The sequence below is a fragment of the Mesorhizobium sp. M0983 genome (genome assembly GCF_040318975.1).
Lineage (GTDB): Bacteria > Pseudomonadota > Alphaproteobacteria > Rhizobiales > Rhizobiaceae > Mesorhizobium.
The window spans coordinates 575,911-591,250 of record NZ_JAMYNH010000001.1 but is presented as its reverse complement, the minus strand read 5'-3'; the positions used below and the strand labels follow the sequence as shown (position 1 = coordinate 591,250).

17 protein-coding genes are annotated in these 15,340 nt (G+C 64.3%); 8 read left to right on the top strand and 9 right to left on the bottom strand.

Going from position 1 to position 15,340, the window contains the following annotated elements; all coding sequences use genetic code 11:
* Positions 1-2 precede the first annotated feature (2 nt).
* Genes NKH71_RS02995 through NKH71_RS02985 form a run of 3 tightly spaced genes read right to left on the bottom strand, consistent with a single transcriptional unit; the run spans position 3 to position 2,100 of the window.
* Positions 3-557: a nuclear transport factor 2 family protein gene (locus NKH71_RS02995; RefSeq protein WP_031194303.1), complete on the bottom strand. Its 555-nt coding sequence runs from the start codon at positions 555-557 to the stop codon at positions 3-5.
* Positions 554-1,537 carry an alpha/beta hydrolase gene (locus NKH71_RS02990; protein WP_023720027.1) on the bottom strand — a complete coding sequence of 328 codons (984 nt, stop codon included), beginning with the start codon at positions 1,535-1,537 and terminating at the stop codon, positions 554-556. Before NKH71_RS02990 ends, NKH71_RS02995 begins: the two co-directional genes overlap by 4 nt.
* Before the next feature lie 59 nt (positions 1,538-1,596).
* The gene (locus tag NKH71_RS02985) at positions 1,597-2,100 is read right to left on the bottom strand and encodes a nuclear transport factor 2 family protein (protein WP_023720026.1); all 504 of its coding nucleotides are present in this window, start codon (positions 2,098-2,100) and stop codon (positions 1,597-1,599) included.
* Positions 2,101-2,227: 127 nt separating this feature from the next.
* Here NKH71_RS02985 and NKH71_RS02980 point away from each other — a divergent pair, with 127 nt between their 5' ends.
* Positions 2,228-3,136: a LysR family transcriptional regulator gene (locus NKH71_RS02980; protein ID WP_352484223.1), complete on the top strand. Its 909-nt coding sequence runs from the start codon at positions 2,228-2,230 to the stop codon at positions 3,134-3,136.
* Positions 3,137-3,163: 27 nt separating this feature from the next.
* Here the strand turns inward: NKH71_RS02980 and NKH71_RS02975 are convergent, their stop codons facing one another.
* Entirely contained in the window at positions 3,164-3,619 is a 456-nt protein-coding gene (locus NKH71_RS02975) for a carboxymuconolactone decarboxylase family protein (protein WP_023720025.1), read from the bottom strand.
* Between the two features lie 119 nt (positions 3,620-3,738).
* A complete protein-coding gene (locus tag NKH71_RS02970; protein WP_023720024.1) occupies positions 3,739-4,182 on the bottom strand; it encodes an SRPBCC family protein in 444 nt (147 codons plus the stop codon).
* A gap of 226 nt (positions 4,183-4,408) precedes the next feature.
* Here NKH71_RS02970 and NKH71_RS02965 point away from each other — a divergent pair, with 226 nt between their 5' ends.
* Both NKH71_RS02965 and NKH71_RS02960 read left to right on the top strand, forming a co-directional pair.
* Positions 4,409-5,173, top strand: a complete 765-nt coding sequence (locus tag NKH71_RS02965; RefSeq protein WP_352791764.1) for a copper homeostasis protein CutC — start codon at positions 4,409-4,411, stop codon at positions 5,171-5,173.
* Between the two features lie 23 nt (positions 5,174-5,196).
* Positions 5,197-5,694 carry a GNAT family N-acetyltransferase gene (locus tag NKH71_RS02960; RefSeq protein ID WP_023720022.1) on the top strand — a complete coding sequence of 166 codons (498 nt, stop codon included), beginning with the start codon at positions 5,197-5,199 and terminating at the stop codon, positions 5,692-5,694.
* Between the two features lie 17 nt (positions 5,695-5,711).
* Here NKH71_RS02960 and NKH71_RS02955 read toward each other — a convergent pair whose 3' ends face one another.
* Positions 5,712-6,734: an acyltransferase family protein gene (locus tag NKH71_RS02955; RefSeq protein WP_352791762.1), complete on the bottom strand. Its 1,023-nt coding sequence runs from the start codon at positions 6,732-6,734 to the stop codon at positions 5,712-5,714.
* A gap of 479 nt (positions 6,735-7,213) precedes the next feature.
* Between NKH71_RS02955 and NKH71_RS02945 the strand changes: the two genes are divergently transcribed.
* The 4 genes from NKH71_RS02945 (at position 7,214) to NKH71_RS02930 (ending at position 10,834) form a co-directional block, all read left to right on the top strand.
* The gene (locus NKH71_RS02945; RefSeq protein WP_352484221.1) at positions 7,214-8,200 is read left to right on the top strand and encodes a methyltransferase; all 987 of its coding nucleotides are present in this window, start codon (positions 7,214-7,216) and stop codon (positions 8,198-8,200) included.
* 193 nt (positions 8,201-8,393) lie between these two features.
* A complete protein-coding gene (locus NKH71_RS02940; protein WP_023720019.1) occupies positions 8,394-9,104 on the top strand; it encodes a fumarylacetoacetate hydrolase family protein in 711 nt (236 codons plus the stop codon).
* 4 nt (positions 9,105-9,108) lie between these two features.
* Complete coding sequence (gene maiA / locus NKH71_RS02935) at positions 9,109-9,759, top strand: maleylacetoacetate isomerase (RefSeq protein ID WP_352792004.1); 651 nt, start codon at positions 9,109-9,111, stop codon at positions 9,757-9,759.
* A gap of 34 nt (positions 9,760-9,793) precedes the next feature.
* Positions 9,794-10,834 (top strand): zinc-dependent alcohol dehydrogenase family protein, encoded by a 1,041-nt coding sequence (locus NKH71_RS02930; protein WP_352792005.1) that lies wholly within the window; start codon positions 9,794-9,796, stop codon positions 10,832-10,834.
* 20 nt (positions 10,835-10,854) lie between these two features.
* On the opposite strand, the gene NKH71_RS02925 is transcribed toward NKH71_RS02930, so the two are convergent.
* On the bottom strand, positions 10,855-11,748 hold the full coding sequence (locus NKH71_RS02925) for a LysR family transcriptional regulator (RefSeq protein WP_352792007.1): 894 nt from the start codon (positions 11,746-11,748) through the stop codon (positions 10,855-10,857).
* 140 nt (positions 11,749-11,888) lie between these two features.
* On the opposite strand from NKH71_RS02925, the gene NKH71_RS02920 reads away from it, so the two are divergent.
* Positions 11,889-13,325, top strand: coding sequence for an MFS transporter (locus NKH71_RS02920; RefSeq protein WP_502900336.1), 1,437 nt, complete (start codon positions 11,889-11,891; stop codon positions 13,323-13,325).
* On the opposite strand, the gene NKH71_RS02915 is transcribed toward NKH71_RS02920, so the two are convergent.
* Both NKH71_RS02915 and NKH71_RS02910 read right to left on the bottom strand, forming a co-directional pair.
* Positions 13,294-14,151, bottom strand: a complete 858-nt coding sequence (locus NKH71_RS02915; protein WP_023720016.1) for an alpha/beta fold hydrolase — start codon at positions 14,149-14,151, stop codon at positions 13,294-13,296. The two genes, NKH71_RS02920 and NKH71_RS02915, sit on opposite strands and share 32 nt — an antisense overlap.
* 181 nt (positions 14,152-14,332) lie before the next feature.
* Complete coding sequence (locus tag NKH71_RS02910; protein ID WP_352484217.1) at positions 14,333-15,241, bottom strand: DMT family transporter; 909 nt, start codon at positions 15,239-15,241, stop codon at positions 14,333-14,335.
* Positions 15,242-15,340: the final 99 nt, after the last annotated feature.

Below are 15,340 nucleotides of genomic sequence, written 5' to 3'. Positions count from 1 at the left end.
ACTCATTTGGCCTCCGCCTTCACCCGGTCGGCAGCGGCGGTCAAAAGGGCGCGATCTCCCTCTTCGTACAAGCGGCGGATGGAGATTGCCTTGACGCGCCAACCTTCCGACGTCCGCACCAGCCGGTGTAGATAGCTGCCGCCGACCGTCCAGAACCGGGAACCGATCCAGTGGGTCGCGCGGACATGGCTGCGTGCAACCGCATGCTTATCCGCGCCTTCGACAATGACGTTGGTGATGAGGTGCTGGGTGGCGTCGAAGCCCGGCAGCAGCGCTTGCCATTGGGCGATCAGGGAGTCGCGGCCGCTGGTCGTGACCTCGCCGCCGAAGAGGCTGGTATAGTCGGTCGTGACACGGGCCGCGAAATAGGATTTGACCCGGTTCCATTCACGCAGATCGGCATAGAGGCCGATCCCGGCAACTGCCTCGGCGATCACGATCCTGTCTTCGACCGTCAGCGCATCTCCCGGAGCGCTCGAGGCGGGCGCCGAGACGGCGGAAATCATCGCGGCTGAAACCGCCGAGGCCAAGACATACCGGCGGGTGACGAGGCTCATTGTCCCGCCTCCCCTGCACCGCCCAGCGTTGCGCGGAAGTGCGCGGCGACGGCATCGCTCGCCGCCTTCACCGGCGCGGCACGATCGTAGAAATCGAACTGGGTGACATTGTCTAGCCACATCTCCTGCCTGGAACTGGTCAGCCGCGCGTAGAACTTGTGCGCGCCCTGCGGAATGGCAGCCGCCTCGCTATGCACCATCAGAAAAGGCTGGTGCAGGCGCGGAGCAGCCTGGATTGCATCGAACCTCAACCAGCCGCGCCAGAAGGCGGGATCGGCCTCGTTGCGCCAGGCCGGGAGCATGCCGCGATCGGGTTCGGTGTAGTAAGGCACCTTGAACATGACCGCGCGCTCGTCGGTCAAGCTAGCAGCGGGCAGGAATGCCTGTTTGCCGGTGCGGCGATATTCCGCCTCGGCCGCATCGCTCGCGGCCTCGAGCCTGGCGACACCGTCCCCGCCGCCATAGGTCTGCTCGACCCCTTCGGCATCCTGCAACCAGGGCGCAACGAGGGCGACCGACTTGATCGCGACGTTTTCGGCCGCAGCGGTGACCATGTAGCCGGAGCTGGCGCAAATGCCGAGCCCGCCGATGCGGTCCTGATCGGTCTCGGGCCGGGTCGCGAGATAGGCGACCGCCGCTTCGATGTCGGCGATCTTGGCGTTAGGATCCTCGTACTGGCGGCGCACGCCGCCGCTTTCGCCCCAGCCGCGAAAATCGAAGGTCAAGGCGATGAAACCGCGGTCGGCCATCTCGCGGGCATAGCGGGCCGGCATCTGTTCCTTTACCGTCATCCAGGCGCCGGTCACGACCAGCGCGGGCCGAAGTTTCGCCGCGTCCAGATCCTCCGGCAGATAGAGCTCGCCGACGATCTGCTCACCGTTCGAGGCGAAAGCGACGCGCTCGATGCGCGGTGCGGCGAAGGCATTGGAGGCGGCGAGCGCCACGGCGGTTGCTGCAGCAAGTGTCAGGGTTTTAAGCATCGCAAGTCTCCTTTGGCTTGGAGTGAGAAGCGCGGCGCGTTGCAAGAAAGACCGCCGTCTCAGCGCTCGCCAGCCAGTCGGCCGGGCAATGGCTTCAGCGGGTAATGCGCCCAGTAAAAGGCGTCCGACTGATACATGTCGGTCAAAAAATTCTGTGCCTCGGCGATCTTGCCGCCCTTGATGCGGAACATCAGCGCATAGAGCTGGTCGATCTCGGGACCTGAGCCGACATTCGACCAGCCGCGATGGACATCGACGACGAGGTCGCCCTGCGCCTGGAAGAAGATCGGCTCGGCCTTGAACTTGCCATCGGCCAGGCCGCGGAAAAAGGCGACCACCTCGTCCGGCCCGCGCTTGTCGCCGGCGAGCGGATGATGACCGGGAATGCGCCACACGATGTCGGGCGCGAGGAAGGGCCGCACGGCCTCAGGATTGCCGGTCGCGTAAGCTGCGTAGTAGTCCTTGATGAGCTGGATGTTGCTGTCCTCCAGCGGCCCGGCATTCGCCGGGGCGGCAGACACCGCCAGAAGAGCGCCGGCGGCGAGTGAAGCGAGCCTGGTCATCGGTCCTGTCTCCTTGCCCGTTCGGGCCCTCGCAACAGCGAGGCCCGTTCGTCGAGCCCAACATGACGCCTTTTGTTCACCGGAAAAACCAGTAGAGTTCGACAGGGCTATTTGGAAAAACCTTACAATGCGCCTCGACCAATTCAGCGGCATCGTCGCCTTCGTAAAAGTTGCGGAGGCCAGGAGCTTCACCCGCGCCGCCGCCGAGCTCGGCGTCGCTCCGGCCTCGTTGAGCGAGGCGGTCAAAGGACTTGAGGAGCGCCTGGGGGTGCGGCTGCTCAACCGCACGACCCGCAGCGTTGGCTTGACCGAAGCTGGCGCCCAATACCTCGACCATGTGCGCCCGGCAGCCGAAGACATCTGGGCGGCTGGTGCGGCGCTGCGCGAGACCCGCGATCGTCCTGCCGGCACGCTGCGCCTCAGCCTGCCCTGGATCGCCGCCCCGCTGCTGATCGAGCCACTGATGCGGCCGTTCATGGATGCTTATCCAGAAGTGCGGCTCAATCTGATCTTCGACGACAGCTTCGTCGACATCGCCGCCGAGGGGTTCGATGCCGGCCTGCGCATCGGCGAGCTTCTCGAGAAAGATATGATCGGCGCGCGCCTGGGCGGGCCCCTGCAGATGGTCGTGGTGGGCAGCCCGGACTATCTGGCGCGCAACGGCACGCCGAAGCGGCCGGCCGACCTCGCCGCCCATCGCTGCATCGCATTCGCCCTCACCCGCACCCGCGCGATCTCGCCCTGGGAGTTCACCGTGGATGAACGCGAAGTCGCTTTCACACCGGACGCATGTCTGGTCGTGAACACGCTTCCGCTGTGCATTACTGCTGCCGCGCAAGGGCTTGGCCTCGCCTTCGCGGTCGAGGGGCTCGCCGCGCCGCTTCTTGCCTCAGGCGCGCTGGTCAAGGTGCTGGAGCCTTTCTGTCCCGCTTACGAGCCGCTCCACCTCTATTATCCCAGCCGCCGCCTGGTACCGCCGAAGCTGCGGGCCTTCATCGACTTCGTGCGCGCGAATTCTCACAAGCTGCGGATCTGATGTGGCTTTGCGAGAACCCGGCCCCGTTCAGCCCCAGGCGCCGACCATCTGTCTGGTGGTTGCGTTGAGACGGTTGAACGCATTGATCAGGGCAATCTGGACGACCAGTGCGGCAAGCGCCTTTTCGTCATAGTGCCGGGCGGCTTCATCCCAGACCGCATCCGGCACCGGGTCTGGCCGGTCGGCTAACCGGGTCGCCGCCTCGGTCAGCGCCAGCGCGGCGCGCTCGGCGTCGGTGAAGTAAGGTGTTTCCCGCCAGGCCGACACGGTGAAGACGCGCTCATCCTTTTCACCGGCCTTCTTCAATTCGCGTGCATGCATATCGATACAGACACTGCATCCGTTGATCTGGCTGGCGCGCAAATGGACGAGCTTGCGCGTCACATAGGACAGATCGGCCGTTTCCGTCGACTTGTCCAGCGCGAGCAGCGCCTGCAGAGCGCCAGGAATGAGCATCACCGGGTTTTTCAATCGTGCTTGCATAGTGGTCTCCTTCGGGCGTGTTTTCTCAAGCCCGGACGACGAACATCCGGGGTCTCGATATTTCTTGGTTCTGTCAGTTCGCCGGCCGCCGCGTTGCGGCAAGGCGAGCGCCGGGATATTCAGCTTTGCCAGGCAGTCACCCGCTCAAGCCGCTCGAGAATGCGCGGCCAACCGCTTCCCATGCCGATGTAGCCGCGCTCGTCCTCGGACCGGAACCCGGAATGCTCCATGCGCACCCGCGTCGCTTTACCTTCGGGCGTCAACGACCATGTCACCACGGTCTTCAGACCGCTGTCGGATTCGGTGCCGTCGCCCCAGCTGTAGGCGAGCAGGCGTGGCGGCTCGATCTTCAGCACCTCGCAGTTCGTCACGCCGGACCAGCCAGGCACCGGCGTCGCGCGAAAGGTAAAGCGATGGCCTTGCTCAGGCGCAAAGTCGTTCTCCATCAGCCATTCGGCAACCAGATGCGGCACGGTCAGTGCGCGCCATATCTTTTCAGCCGCATGCGGGATCAGACGCTCGACGACAATGGATTTGGTTTCGATTGTGGTTGCTTCAGTCATGACTTGGGACCCGTTGTTTGCGGTTTGGCTGGGCTATTCAACAACGCGCTCTCCATGAGAACCAATAACCCATCAGCTATGAGTTACGTATAACGCTTAAGTTATGAATGTGTCAAGCGGCGGAATGGCAGGCACGCCCGCAAGCACATTGAGCCCACACTTCCGGCTTTCAAGGCACCGTGCCCGATGCTACCGCTGGCCAGCTGAAATCATCAACGGATCGCCCATGACCGAGACCGAACGCCCTCGCCTGCCGCTGATCGAGATCTGCGTCGAAGGCATAGACGGCCTGCTGGCCGCGCAAGCCGCCGGTGCCGACCGTGTCGAGCTCTGTGCCAGCCTGGTCGAGGGCGGCATCACGCCGAGCTTCGGCACCGTGCGCACGGCGCTTGAATTAGCGACGATCCCGTTCCACGTCATCGTGCGGCCGCGTGGCGGCGATTTTCTCTATAGCGAGGCCGAATATCGTTCGATGCTCGCCGATGTCCGAGCGCTTGCCGAGCTTGGCGTCGCCGGTGTCGTTATCGGCTGCCTCGCTGCCGACGGCACGATCGATGAGCAGCGCATGAGCGAACTGGCGCAGGCAGCGGGGAGCTTGAACGTCACCTGCCACCGCGCCTTCGACATGACCCGCGACCCGACCGAGGCACTGGAATCGCTGATCCGCTGCAAGGTCGGCCGTGTGCTGACCAGCGGCCAGCGCGACACGGCGCTGGAGGGCGCGGACCTGCTCGCCGATCTGGTCAGGCAGGCTGGCGACCGCATCATCATCCTCGGCTGCGGCGGGCTTGACCCGCAGAACATTGCCGAGGTGCGGAGGAAAACCGGGGTGAGCGAAATGCACTTCGCCGCGCTCAAGGACGTGCCGAGCGCCATGCGCTACCGCAATCCGAAAGTCGGCATGGGCGGCACCGACCTCGACCGTGAATACCGCAACACCGTGACCGACGAGGCGCTGGTGGCGGCGACCATCGCCGCTGCCCGGACATGATGCCGGATGACAGAAGAAAGAAAATGATTGAAACGCGATTGCCGATCGAGCTGGTTTTGCCGCGGGATGAGCCCGCAATCCTCGCGCTCAACAACGAGCACGCTGCGGAATTATCATGGCTCGAACCTGAGCGCCTTTCCTTCCTGCTTGGCGAAGCGTTTTACGCGCGCCGTATCGGTGCACTCGAAGCCTTCATCATGACCTTCGACCAGGACGCAAGCTACGACAGCCCGAATTTCCTGTGGTTTCGCGAGCGCTATCCGCGCTTCGTCTATGTCGATCGCGTCGTGGTCGGCGCCAATGCGCGCGGCCGGGGTCATGCCCGCCGGCTGTACGAGGATCTGTTCGAGCAGGCGTCACGCGCCGGCCAGGCGATCGTCACTTGCGAGGTCAATGCCGAGCCACCCAATCCGGCTTCGGACGCCTTCCACGCGGCACTCGGCTTCATGGAAGTGGGCGACGCGGTAATCCACGGCGGCAAGAAAGCCGTGCGGTATTATCTAAGACGGATCGCCGGCTGAACGGCAGCCGCCTCGCCCTACCAATTGCGGTTCAGCCAGGAGCGGGTCGGCTTTTCGACGATGTAGTAGCTGCACAGAGCGCAAGCGAACGCCGCCGCCAGCATCAGCAACGGCGAACTGCCTTGTATGTCGACGAATTGATAAAAGGGCTGCTGCCAAAGATAGAGCGAATACGACCACAGCCCCAGCATCGTCATCGGCCGGGAGGATAGAAACCCGGTCAGGTACCAACTGCTGAAGTCGAGCGAGTTGACGGCGAGGGCCAACAGCGGCACCGCGACCAGATAGTGGATCGGGGTTGGCACGGCAGCCATGAACACTAGAACCGCCACGACAGCGGCCGCCAGGGCGACATGTGGGCCCTTGAGCAGCGCCGGCAGCCTGTCGTCGGCCTTGAGCAGGCATATCACCGCTGACAGCAGGATCGAGGCGATGTGCACGTCGGTGCGCCAATAGGTGGACTCGTAGCCTATTCCGAGCACCCAGTAGGAGATGGCGCCGTTTGCCATGGCCAGCACCGACAATGCGCCGAGCAGCACGATGACCCGGGACTGCCCCGAGACGACGACGCCGATCAGCGCCAGGATGACATAGGCGTGCTCTTCGACGCAGAGCGACCAGATATGGTCGAGCGCGCCGGCGCGGGTGACGAGAATTCCGGCGTAGTTGTAAGTGAACGTCAGCGCCGTCAGCGCCGCCTTCCACTTGAAGGCGATGAATGTGCCGGACAAGGCAACCACCGCGGCGACGACGAAAACCATCAGTGCCGGGTAGATGCGGGAGAACCGGCGCTTGAAGAATTTCTTCAGCGGATAGTGTTCGACGAACAGGATCTCGGCCATCAGCCGGCCGCTGAGCACGAAGAAGAATTCGACGCCCAGGACGCCGAGATTGATGCCGGGAACGGGGAAGAAATGGCCGATCAGCACCAGCGCGATCGACAGGCCACGCCAGCCGTCGAGATAGGCAAGCCTGGTTCTTGCCGAGCTATCGGCGACAGGCCTGGACACGACAAGACGCGCCGCGGAGATGTCCGTCATGCCGGTCCCTTCTGCGAAAGGCGGGCTGGAGGCCGCATTCCTCCAGCTATATTGCAGCGCACCAGAACTTTGTGCAAGTGCGAGATAACGACACGCCCGAAGTACGGGACGGACAGAAAAGGGCCGTTAAGGCCCCTTTCCCAAAACCGAAGGTCGGTGGTCTCAGGCGTTGGCGGCAGCCACGAGACTGGCGCGGTAGTCGGCCGACCATTCATGTCGCTCATCAAATTATCCGCCGCGACTTTAACGCCGGCCAGTGCCGAGGCCACGAAGCTTCCGGCGAGCGCCGCCTCGATCTCCTTCGAACGGAAGAGGCCATTGTCGCCGGCGCCGGTGGAAGGCCTTGTGTTTCTCCTTCGATAAAGAGAGGGTCTGTCACCAAACTGGTGGACGGACATGCCGAACGGAAGTGTCACATATGCGGTGTAACCAGCAAGTTGAGCTCAAAGTCGGTTCTGGATCGCGGAAGGGAATGTGGCATGGTGGATTCTGATCGGATCGACAACCTGATCGCAGCGGTGCCCCCCGCCTTGGCGCTTCGCGCCGGGCTGGACCTCGGCATCTTCACCCGGCTCGGCGGCAGCGCGGTGACTGCCGACAGCCTTGGGGCCGCGCTCAAAGTCGAGCCCGATCGTCTGTCGCGGCTCCTCTACGCGCTCGCCAGCATCGGTCTCCTCGAAGTCAAGGATGGTCAATTTCGCAATGGAGCCGAAGCGTCGGCCTTCCTCGACGCGTCCAAACCGACCTACCGCGGCGGCGATCATGCGCTCCTGCGCGAGCTCTGGGGAGCCGACCTGCTGACCGCAGAGTCGCTGCGACAGAACCGGCCGGCTGCGCTGCACGACTTTTCCGAAGCGGGGCCCGAGGCCGCGGCGGCCTTCAGCCGCCTGCTCGCACCGGGCGGGGTGATTTTCGGCCGACATCTGGCCCGGGAGATGGACCTCTCTGCGATCGGTTCGGTGATCGACATCGGCGGGGGCTCCGGGACCATTCTCGTCGGACTTCGCGAGCGGCGGCCGCAGATTGCGGCGACGCTGATGGAACTCCCAACGGTGGCAGCGGTCGCGCCAGATATCCTGTCAGAATACGGTGCCGACGACGTGGTTGTCGAAGAGGGGGACATAACTGTCGCACCATCGATCGGTCGGCACGACCTGGCGATCCTGAAGGCCGTCGTCCAGGTCCTTCCGCCGGACCAGGCGCGCAGTTCGATCCTGAACGCGGCGCGTTGCCTCACACCCGGAGGCGAGATCGCAATTGCGGGGTGGGGTGTCGTCGATGACGACCGCCTCGGCCCGCCTGAGGGTGTCTTTCTGAATCTCACCTTCTTGAACCTCTATCGCCACGGCGAATCGTACACTGAAGGTCAGTATCGCGCATGGATGACCGAGGCTGGATTCCGGGATATCTCCAGGTCGCGCCTGACGGACGGCTCCACGTTGTTTCGTGCGCGCCTCACGGGCTGATCGTGGCTGAGTGGTTGGTTTCGGACGCAAGGCTCTCCGAGCCCGCCCGCCAGGGCACGGACGAGGACACGAGCGACTAAATTCAGGCCGCGCCGCGCGGCGGGGCGTAGCTCTTCTGAAATGCAATGCCTTGCCCGGTGATCCAAATCGGCCGAATGTGCCGGCGACAGATTCACTGAAGCAGAGACAGTGCATGACAGACTTCGCCCTCCCCCTGCCCGCAACCCCGTCGGTGGCCGTCGCCGGCTCGCCGCAGCGTTTTGCGGTGCGTCGCATCTTCTGCGTCGGCCGCAACTACGCCGCCCATGCCCGCGAGCTCGGCAATGATGAGCGCGACCCGCCCTTCTTCTTCACCAAGCCAGGCGACGCAGTGGTCGATGCGGCGGTCGGTTCGGGCACGATCATCCCCTACCCGCCGCTGACCCAAAACCTGCATCACGAAATCGAGCTAGTCGTCGCGATCGGCGGAGCCGGCTTCCGCATCCGGCGCGAGCGGGCGCTGAACCATGTCTGGGGCTACGGCGTCGGTGTCGACCTGACCCGCCGCGACCTTCAGGACGAGGCGAAGAAGGCGGCACGACCGTGGGACTGGTCGAAAGCCTTCGACCGTTCGGCGCCCTGCGGCCCGCTGGTTCCGGCACAAACATCCGGCCATCCCGAAAAGGGCCGTATCTGGCTCGCCGTCAACGGCAAGATCAGGCAGGACGGCGACCTCGCCGAACTGATCTGGCCGGTTCCCGACATCGTCTCGATTTGCAGCGAGGCGGTAGAACTTAAGCCCGGCGACCTGATCTTCACCGGCACGCCGGCCGGCGTCGGCGCGGTCGGGCCGGGCGAAAAGATCACCGGCGGCGTCGACGGCATCGGCGAAATCGAGCTGACCATCGGCCAACCGGGCCCGTGATCCGATGAGCGACATCGTCCTTCACAATTACTACCGCTCCTCGACGTCTTACCGGGTGCGGATCGCGCTGGAGATGAAGGGCCTCGCCTACGAATACGTGCCGCATCATCTGCGCCACGGCGAGCATCTCGAACCCGCCTATCTCGCGGTCAATCCGCAAGGTCTGGTGCCGGCTCTGATCCTGGGCGACGGCACGCTGCTGACGCAATCACTGGCGATCATCGAATATCTCGACGAGACCACGCCCGAGCCGCCATTGCTGCCCAAGGATGCGCCTGGCCGCGCCCGCGTCAGGATGCTGGCGCAGATGGTCGCCTGCGACATCCATCCGGTGAACAATCTGCGCGTGCTGACCTCGTTGCGCACGCTGTTCGGCGCCGGCGACCAGGATGTCGTCAACTGGTTCCGGCACTGGGTCAACGAAGGCTTCCAGCCGCTTGAAAAGATTCTGGCTTCCTCGCCCGAGACCAAGACATTCTGCCATGGCGATACGCCGGGGCTGGCCGACATCTGCCTGGTCGCGCAGGTCACCAGCAATGCCCGCTTCGGCGTCGACATGACGCCCTACCCGACGATCTCGCGCGTCAATGCCGCCTGCATGGCGCTGCCGGCGTTCCAGAAGGCCGCGCCGGAGAACCAGATCGATGCCGAATAGACCGCAAATTGCGTGAAGTGATGAGGAACTGCCGATGAAAGCCGTCGTCTTCGAAAAATTCGGCGAGGCGCCGACGATCCAGACGGTGCCGGATCCGACGCCTTCGCCGGAAGGCGTCGTCATCAAGGTCGAGGCGACTGGCCTCTGCCGCAGCGATTGGCATGGCTGGATGGGCCATGACGACGGTATCCGCCTGCCGCATGTGCCGGGCCACGAACTGGCGGGCGTCGTGGTCTCCACAGGCAGCCAGGTGAGCCGCTGGAAGGCCGGCGAGCGCGTCACCGTGCCGTTCGCCGTCGGCTGCGGCCGCTGCTTCGAATGCACCTCGGGCAACCACCAGGTCTGCGAGCACCAGTTCCAGCCCGGCTTCACTGCCTGGGGGTCGTTCGCCGAATATGTCGCCATCGACCATGCCGACACCAATCTCGTGCGCTTGCCCGACGAGATGGAATTCGCCACCGCCGCCAGCCTCGGCTGCCGCTTCGTCACCTCGTTCCGCGCCATCGTTGACCAGGGCCGGGTGACGCCCGGCGAATGGGTGGCCGTGCATGGCTGCGGCGGCGTCGGCCTGTCGGCGATCATGATCGCCAGCGCCATGGGCGCCAATGTCGTCGCCATCGACCTCACCGACGAGAAGCTGGACTTCGCCAAAACGATCGGCGCGGTGGCGACGATCAACGCGGCAAAGACGCCGAACGTGGTCAAGGCGGTCAAGCAGATCACCAATGGCGGCGCCCATATGTCGATGGACGCGCTCGGCCATCCGACGACGTCGTTCAACTCGATCGCGAACCTGCGCCGGCGCGGCCGCCATGTGCAGGTCGGCCTGATGCTCGGCGAGCATGCCAGGCCGCAGATACCGATGGACAAGGTGATCGCCTTCGAGCTCGAGATCCGCGGCAGCCACGGCATGCAGGCCTTTCGCTACCAGGCGATGATGGAGATGATCCGCACCGGCAAGCTTAAGCCCGAACTGCTGGTCGGCAAGAAGATCAGCCTCGAGGAGGCGCCGGCCGCATTGATGGCGATGGGCGGCTTCGAAGGCATCGGCATCGGCGTGGTGACCCGATTCTAGATCAGCGACCCGAGTCTGGATTAGCGGAGAAAGGCGCAGACCTCCCGCACGCAGGCGCGTAACCAGCGTTGCGCCGGATCGGCATCGAGCCGCGGATGCCAGAGCATCGAGATCGTGACCTCGGCAACATCGACCGGCAACGGAAAGCTGAACATGCCCGTGCGCGCGCCTAGCGTGTGCCGCTCGGGGACGCTGGCGATCAAATCGGAGGCGCGCGCCATGGCGAGCGTGGCCGAGAAGCTGGAAACCATGCACACAACTGTCCGCTGGAGACCCAGCAGTTTCAAGGCCTCGTCGATCGGGCCTTTTTCGCGACCACGCCGCGAAACGCTGATGTGGCGGCCGGCCGCATAGCGTTCCGGCGTCACCGGACCCTCGCTCAGCTCATGGCCCATTCGCACCGCACCGATGAAGCGGTCGCGAAACAGCGCCTGAATACGCATTTCAGGGCTCGTTTCACCGGCAACCCCGATTTCGAGATCAATCCCTGCGTCGCGCAGCGACATGTCGTTCTTGTCGGATTTCGGCGCAAAACGCAGCTGCACGCCAGGCGCATCCGCTTCGATACGGGCGACGAGACGCGGCGCGAACTCCTCGACGAAGCTTTCATTGGCGCGCAGCGTAAAAACCCTGTCGAGACCTGAGAGGTCGAGGAGCCTGGCGGGAAGCAGGAGCGTTTCGGCTTCTTGGACGACGCGGCCTGCCTGCTGCTGCAATTCCTGCGCGCGCGGTGTCGCAACCAGGCCACGGCCGGCCCGGACCAGCAATGGATCGCCTGTCGCTTGGCGCAGCCGCGCCAGCGTCCGGCTCATCGCCGACGGACTGAGGTGCAGCCGCGCGGCAGCACGGGCGACGCTGCCCTCGCTCAGCAGCACATCGAGGGCGACAAGCAGATTGAGATCGGGTGACGACATGGAAGGACCGTAGCACGGTTCGGCCATGATGTAGCGTCCCATGCACGAATAACATGCAAATGCTGCGCCTTCCGCCACATCAAGCGGGGGAATAGCTTCCAGCAGCTCCGATCCTGGGGTTGCCGGCAAAGGAGTTCACCTTGGCATCGACCACTGAAAAGACCTGGGACGAGGTTGCCCCGATCGGCGCCCGCTCGCTTCGATGGGCATTGGCGAGCCTATCGCTTTCCACGCTGCTGTCGTCGCTCGCCACCAGCATCGCCAGCGTCGGGCTGCCATCGCTGATGCAGGCATTCGGCGCATCGTTCCAGCTCGTGCAATGGGTCGTTCTTGCCTATCTGCTCGCCATCACCACCTTGATCGTCAGCGCCGGGCGACTCGCCGATATATTCGGCCGCCGCCCGCTATTGCTCGGCGGCATTGGCCTGTTCACCTTCGCATCGGTGCTTTGCGGGCTCGCGCCGACGCTCTGGCTGCTGATTGCCGCAAGGGCGGCACAGGGGCTCGGCGCGGCCGTCATGATGGCTCTGACGCTGACCTTTATCGCCGACACGGTTCCCCGGGAAAAAACCGGCAGCGCCATGGGCCTGCTCGGCGCCATGTCCGCGATCGGCACCACGCTTGGCCCCTCGCTTGGCGGACTGCTGATCGCCGGTCTCGGCTGGCGAGCGATCTTCCTCATCAATCTGCCGTTGGGGGCGCTGGCCTTCGCGCTCGCCCGTCGCGTCCTGCCGGCTGGAAAAAAGTCAGCGGAACCGGATCGCCGCGGTTTCGACGGCATCGGCACGGCTTTGCTCGCGCTGACGCTAGCCGCCTATGCGCTCGCCATGACCCTTGGGCGCGGCAGTTTTGGTTCTCTCAATGTCGGCTTGCTGATTGCCGCTGCCGTGGGTGGCCTGCTGTTCGTCATTGCGCAGACAAGCGCCGAGAACCCTTTGATCCAGCCTGCGAGGTTCCGCGATAGCGCCTTGAACGCAAGCCTCGCCATGAGCCTGGTCGTCGCCACCGTGATGATGGCGACGCTGGTGGTCGCGCCATTCTATCTGTCGCGCGCGCTTGGGCTGGACGCAGCCATGGTCGGGCTGGTTCTGTCGGCCGGCCCTCTGGTTACGGCCTTGGCGGCGCTGCCGGCCGGACGCCTGGTCGATCGTTTCGGGGCGCACCGGATGATGATCGTCGGCCTGCTCGATCTCGCCATTGGTATCTTCATTCTGTCGCAGGCGGAATTCGGTATTGCCGGCTATGTCGTGCCAATCATCATCGTCTGCACCGGCTACAGCCTGTTTCAGACCGCCAACAATTCAGCCGTGATGACCGGCGTCGCGTCCGACCAGCGCGGCGTCGTCTCCGGCCTGCTCAATCTGTCGCGCAATCTCGGCCTGATCACCGGTGCGTCGGTGATGGGCGCGGTGTTTGCCTTCGCATCGGCTGGCGGAGGCGAAGGCACCGGTCGGCAGGTATTGGCATCTGCGGCAGCCGCACGCGGCATGCAGGTCACTTTCCAGGTCGCGACGGCCCTGGTGGTGGCGGCTTTGATCATTGCGATTATTTCTGGTCGCCGCGGCCAGCGCGCTTAGCTGAGCCGCCAGCGACGAACTCCAGCATCAGTTCAGCAGCCCTGAGCGCATGCGTCTCCAGAAGGAAATGGCCTGCGTCGAAGACGTGGGCCTCCATCCGGGGAAGATCCATAAGCCACGATTGAACCTCTGCAATGTCGAAGAAGGCATCGTGGCGACCCCAAAGAAGCATCGCTCGGGGTTGACGCTTCGCCAGATAATCAGCCACCGCCGCGAACCGGTCGACATATCGGCCGTAGTCGGCAATGAGCGCCTTCTGCAGATCAAGTCGTCCCGGCAGGCACATGACCCGCCAGTCTTCAATCCAACCACCTGGATCGATCTGCGCCGCGATCTCGGCTGGCAGGCCGGCGACGTACTGGTCGCGGGTTCCCTCGAGGGTGAGATGGGCGGTGGCGGCCTGCTCATTCGCCGCATTCGGCTCAGCCCAGAAGTCCAATGTGTCTGCCCATTGCGAACCAAAGCCGGAGCGGTGGGCATTGGCATTCTGGACGACAAGGCCTTCGACGAGTTCCGGGGCGCGCATGGCGAGATGAAGCGCTACCGGGGCTCCGAAATCATGCAAATAGAGAAACCTGCGGCCAACGTTGAGACGCGAGAGCAGCTCTTCAATCGCGCTGGCCAGCATGTCGAACGACGGCTCGGGCGGCAGATCGGATGCGCCGAAGCCCGGCAGGTCCGGCGCCACGACATAGACGCTGCCGGAGAGCGGCGCGATCACGTCGCGAAACGTCCGCGACGAGCTAGGAAAGCCGTGCAGCAGCACGAGCGCGGGTTCGGAAGCATCACCAGCCGTCCGGACGGCCACCTCGCCACCCGAGGACAAGCGTATCTTCTGGATCCCAGGCACCAAAATTGCCCCTTTTTCTCCACGCCGCGCAAGGCCCACTTCGCGCCTTGCGCCACGCTGGCCGATTCGGCGCCTCGGAGACGCCGTTCCGCCAGGTCGGCAGCTCTTGGTATCAACTGGACGCGATTGTATCGAGTTCAAGACTGCGCCGGCGCACCTATCTCGCATATCTCTTGGCGCCGACGACGCAAAGCACGACGGCGGCGGTGACGGCGATCATGGCGGGACTGACCTGCTCATGCAGCAGCGCTGCCGCCAGCCCAAGGCCGAAGAAAGGCTGCAGCAGTTGCAGCTGCCCGACCGCGGCGATGCCGCCTTGCGCCAGGCCGCGATACCAGAACACGAAACCGATCAGCATGCTGAACAGCGACACATACGCCAAACCTATCCACGCGCCCCTGCCGGCACTTTCGAGCGACGGCGGCATGGTGATGAACGTCAGCGCCAGCATGACCGGCAGCGACAGCACCAGCGCCCACGAGATCACCTGCCAGCCGCCGAGCTTGCGCGACAGCGCCGCTCCTTCGGCATAGCCCAATCCGCACACGATGATGGCGGCCAGCATCAAGATGTCGCCGAGCGGCGAGACCGAGAGGCCATGCGTCACTGCAAAACCGGCAACAAGGGCGCTGCCGAGACACGAGAACAGCCAGAACGCCGGTTTCGGGCGATCACCGCCTCGAACCACGCCGAAGATCGCGGTCGCCAACGGCAACAGGCCGACGAAAATGATCGAGTGAGCCGAATTGATGTGCTTGAGCGCCAGCGCTGTCAGCAGGGGAAAGCCGACCACGACGCCAAGCGCGACGATCGCCAGCGAGAACAGATCTTGCCGCTCCGGTCGCTTCTGGCGAAAAACGAGCAGCAGCGCGAGGCCGAGAATGCCCGCCGAAGCCGCACGGGCGACCGTCACGAACACCGGATCGAAATCCATCACCGCCACGCGCGTCGCCGGAAGCGAACCGCTGAAGATCAGCACGCCTATGAACCCGTTGACCCAGCCGCTCGCCGCCCAGCTACTCGCCGCCCAACCACTCGCCGCCCAGCCACTTGCCACCTTGTCCATCGATGCCCCGCTCGTTTCGCCCTCTATCGGGCCGGGCGTATGGCTCCGCCAGAGACAATGAGGTACAGTTCGACAAAACCGTCATGGTAGGCTGAGCAG

Bases quoted from the DNA above. Each gene is read 5' to 3' on its own strand.
- NKH71_RS02955 (WP_352791762.1), bottom strand. From the start codon at position 6,734: ATGACGGACATCTCCGCGGCGCGTCTTGTCGTGTCCAGGCCTGTCGCC.
- NKH71_RS02985 (WP_023720026.1), bottom strand. From the start codon at position 2,100: ATGACCAGGCTCGCTTCACTCGCCGCCGGCGCTCTTCTGGCGGTGTCT.
- NKH71_RS02975 (WP_023720025.1), bottom strand. From the start codon at position 3,619: ATGCAAGCACGATTGAAAAACCCGGTGATGCTCATTCCTGGCGCTCTG.
- NKH71_RS02945 (WP_352484221.1), top strand. From the start codon at position 7,214: ATGGTGGATTCTGATCGGATCGACAACCTGATCGCAGCGGTGCCCCCC.
- NKH71_RS02925 (WP_352792007.1), bottom strand. From the start codon at position 11,748: ATGTCGTCACCCGATCTCAATCTGCTTGTCGCCCTCGATGTGCTGCTG.
- NKH71_RS02995 (WP_031194303.1), bottom strand. From the start codon at position 557: ATGAGCCTCGTCACCCGCCGGTATGTCTTGGCCTCGGCGGTTTCAGCC.
- NKH71_RS02970 (WP_023720024.1), bottom strand. From the start codon at position 4,182: ATGACTGAAGCAACCACAATCGAAACCAAATCCATTGTCGTCGAGCGT.
- NKH71_RS02960 (WP_023720022.1), top strand. From the start codon at position 5,197: ATGATTGAAACGCGATTGCCGATCGAGCTGGTTTTGCCGCGGGATGAG.
- NKH71_RS02965 (WP_352791764.1), top strand. From the start codon at position 4,409: ATGACCGAGACCGAACGCCCTCGCCTGCCGCTGATCGAGATCTGCGTC.
- NKH71_RS02930 (WP_352792005.1), top strand. From the start codon at position 9,794: ATGAAAGCCGTCGTCTTCGAAAAATTCGGCGAGGCGCCGACGATCCAG.
- NKH71_RS02940 (WP_023720019.1), top strand. From the start codon at position 8,394: ATGACAGACTTCGCCCTCCCCCTGCCCGCAACCCCGTCGGTGGCCGTC.
- NKH71_RS02980 (WP_352484223.1), top strand. From the start codon at position 2,228: ATGCGCCTCGACCAATTCAGCGGCATCGTCGCCTTCGTAAAAGTTGCG.
- NKH71_RS02990 (WP_023720027.1), bottom strand. From the start codon at position 1,537: ATGCTTAAAACCCTGACACTTGCTGCAGCAACCGCCGTGGCGCTCGCC.
- NKH71_RS02910 (WP_352484217.1), bottom strand. From the start codon at position 15,241: ATGGACAAGGTGGCAAGTGGCTGGGCGGCGAGTGGTTGGGCGGCGAGT.
- maiA (WP_352792004.1), top strand. From the start codon at position 9,109: ATGAGCGACATCGTCCTTCACAATTACTACCGCTCCTCGACGTCTTAC.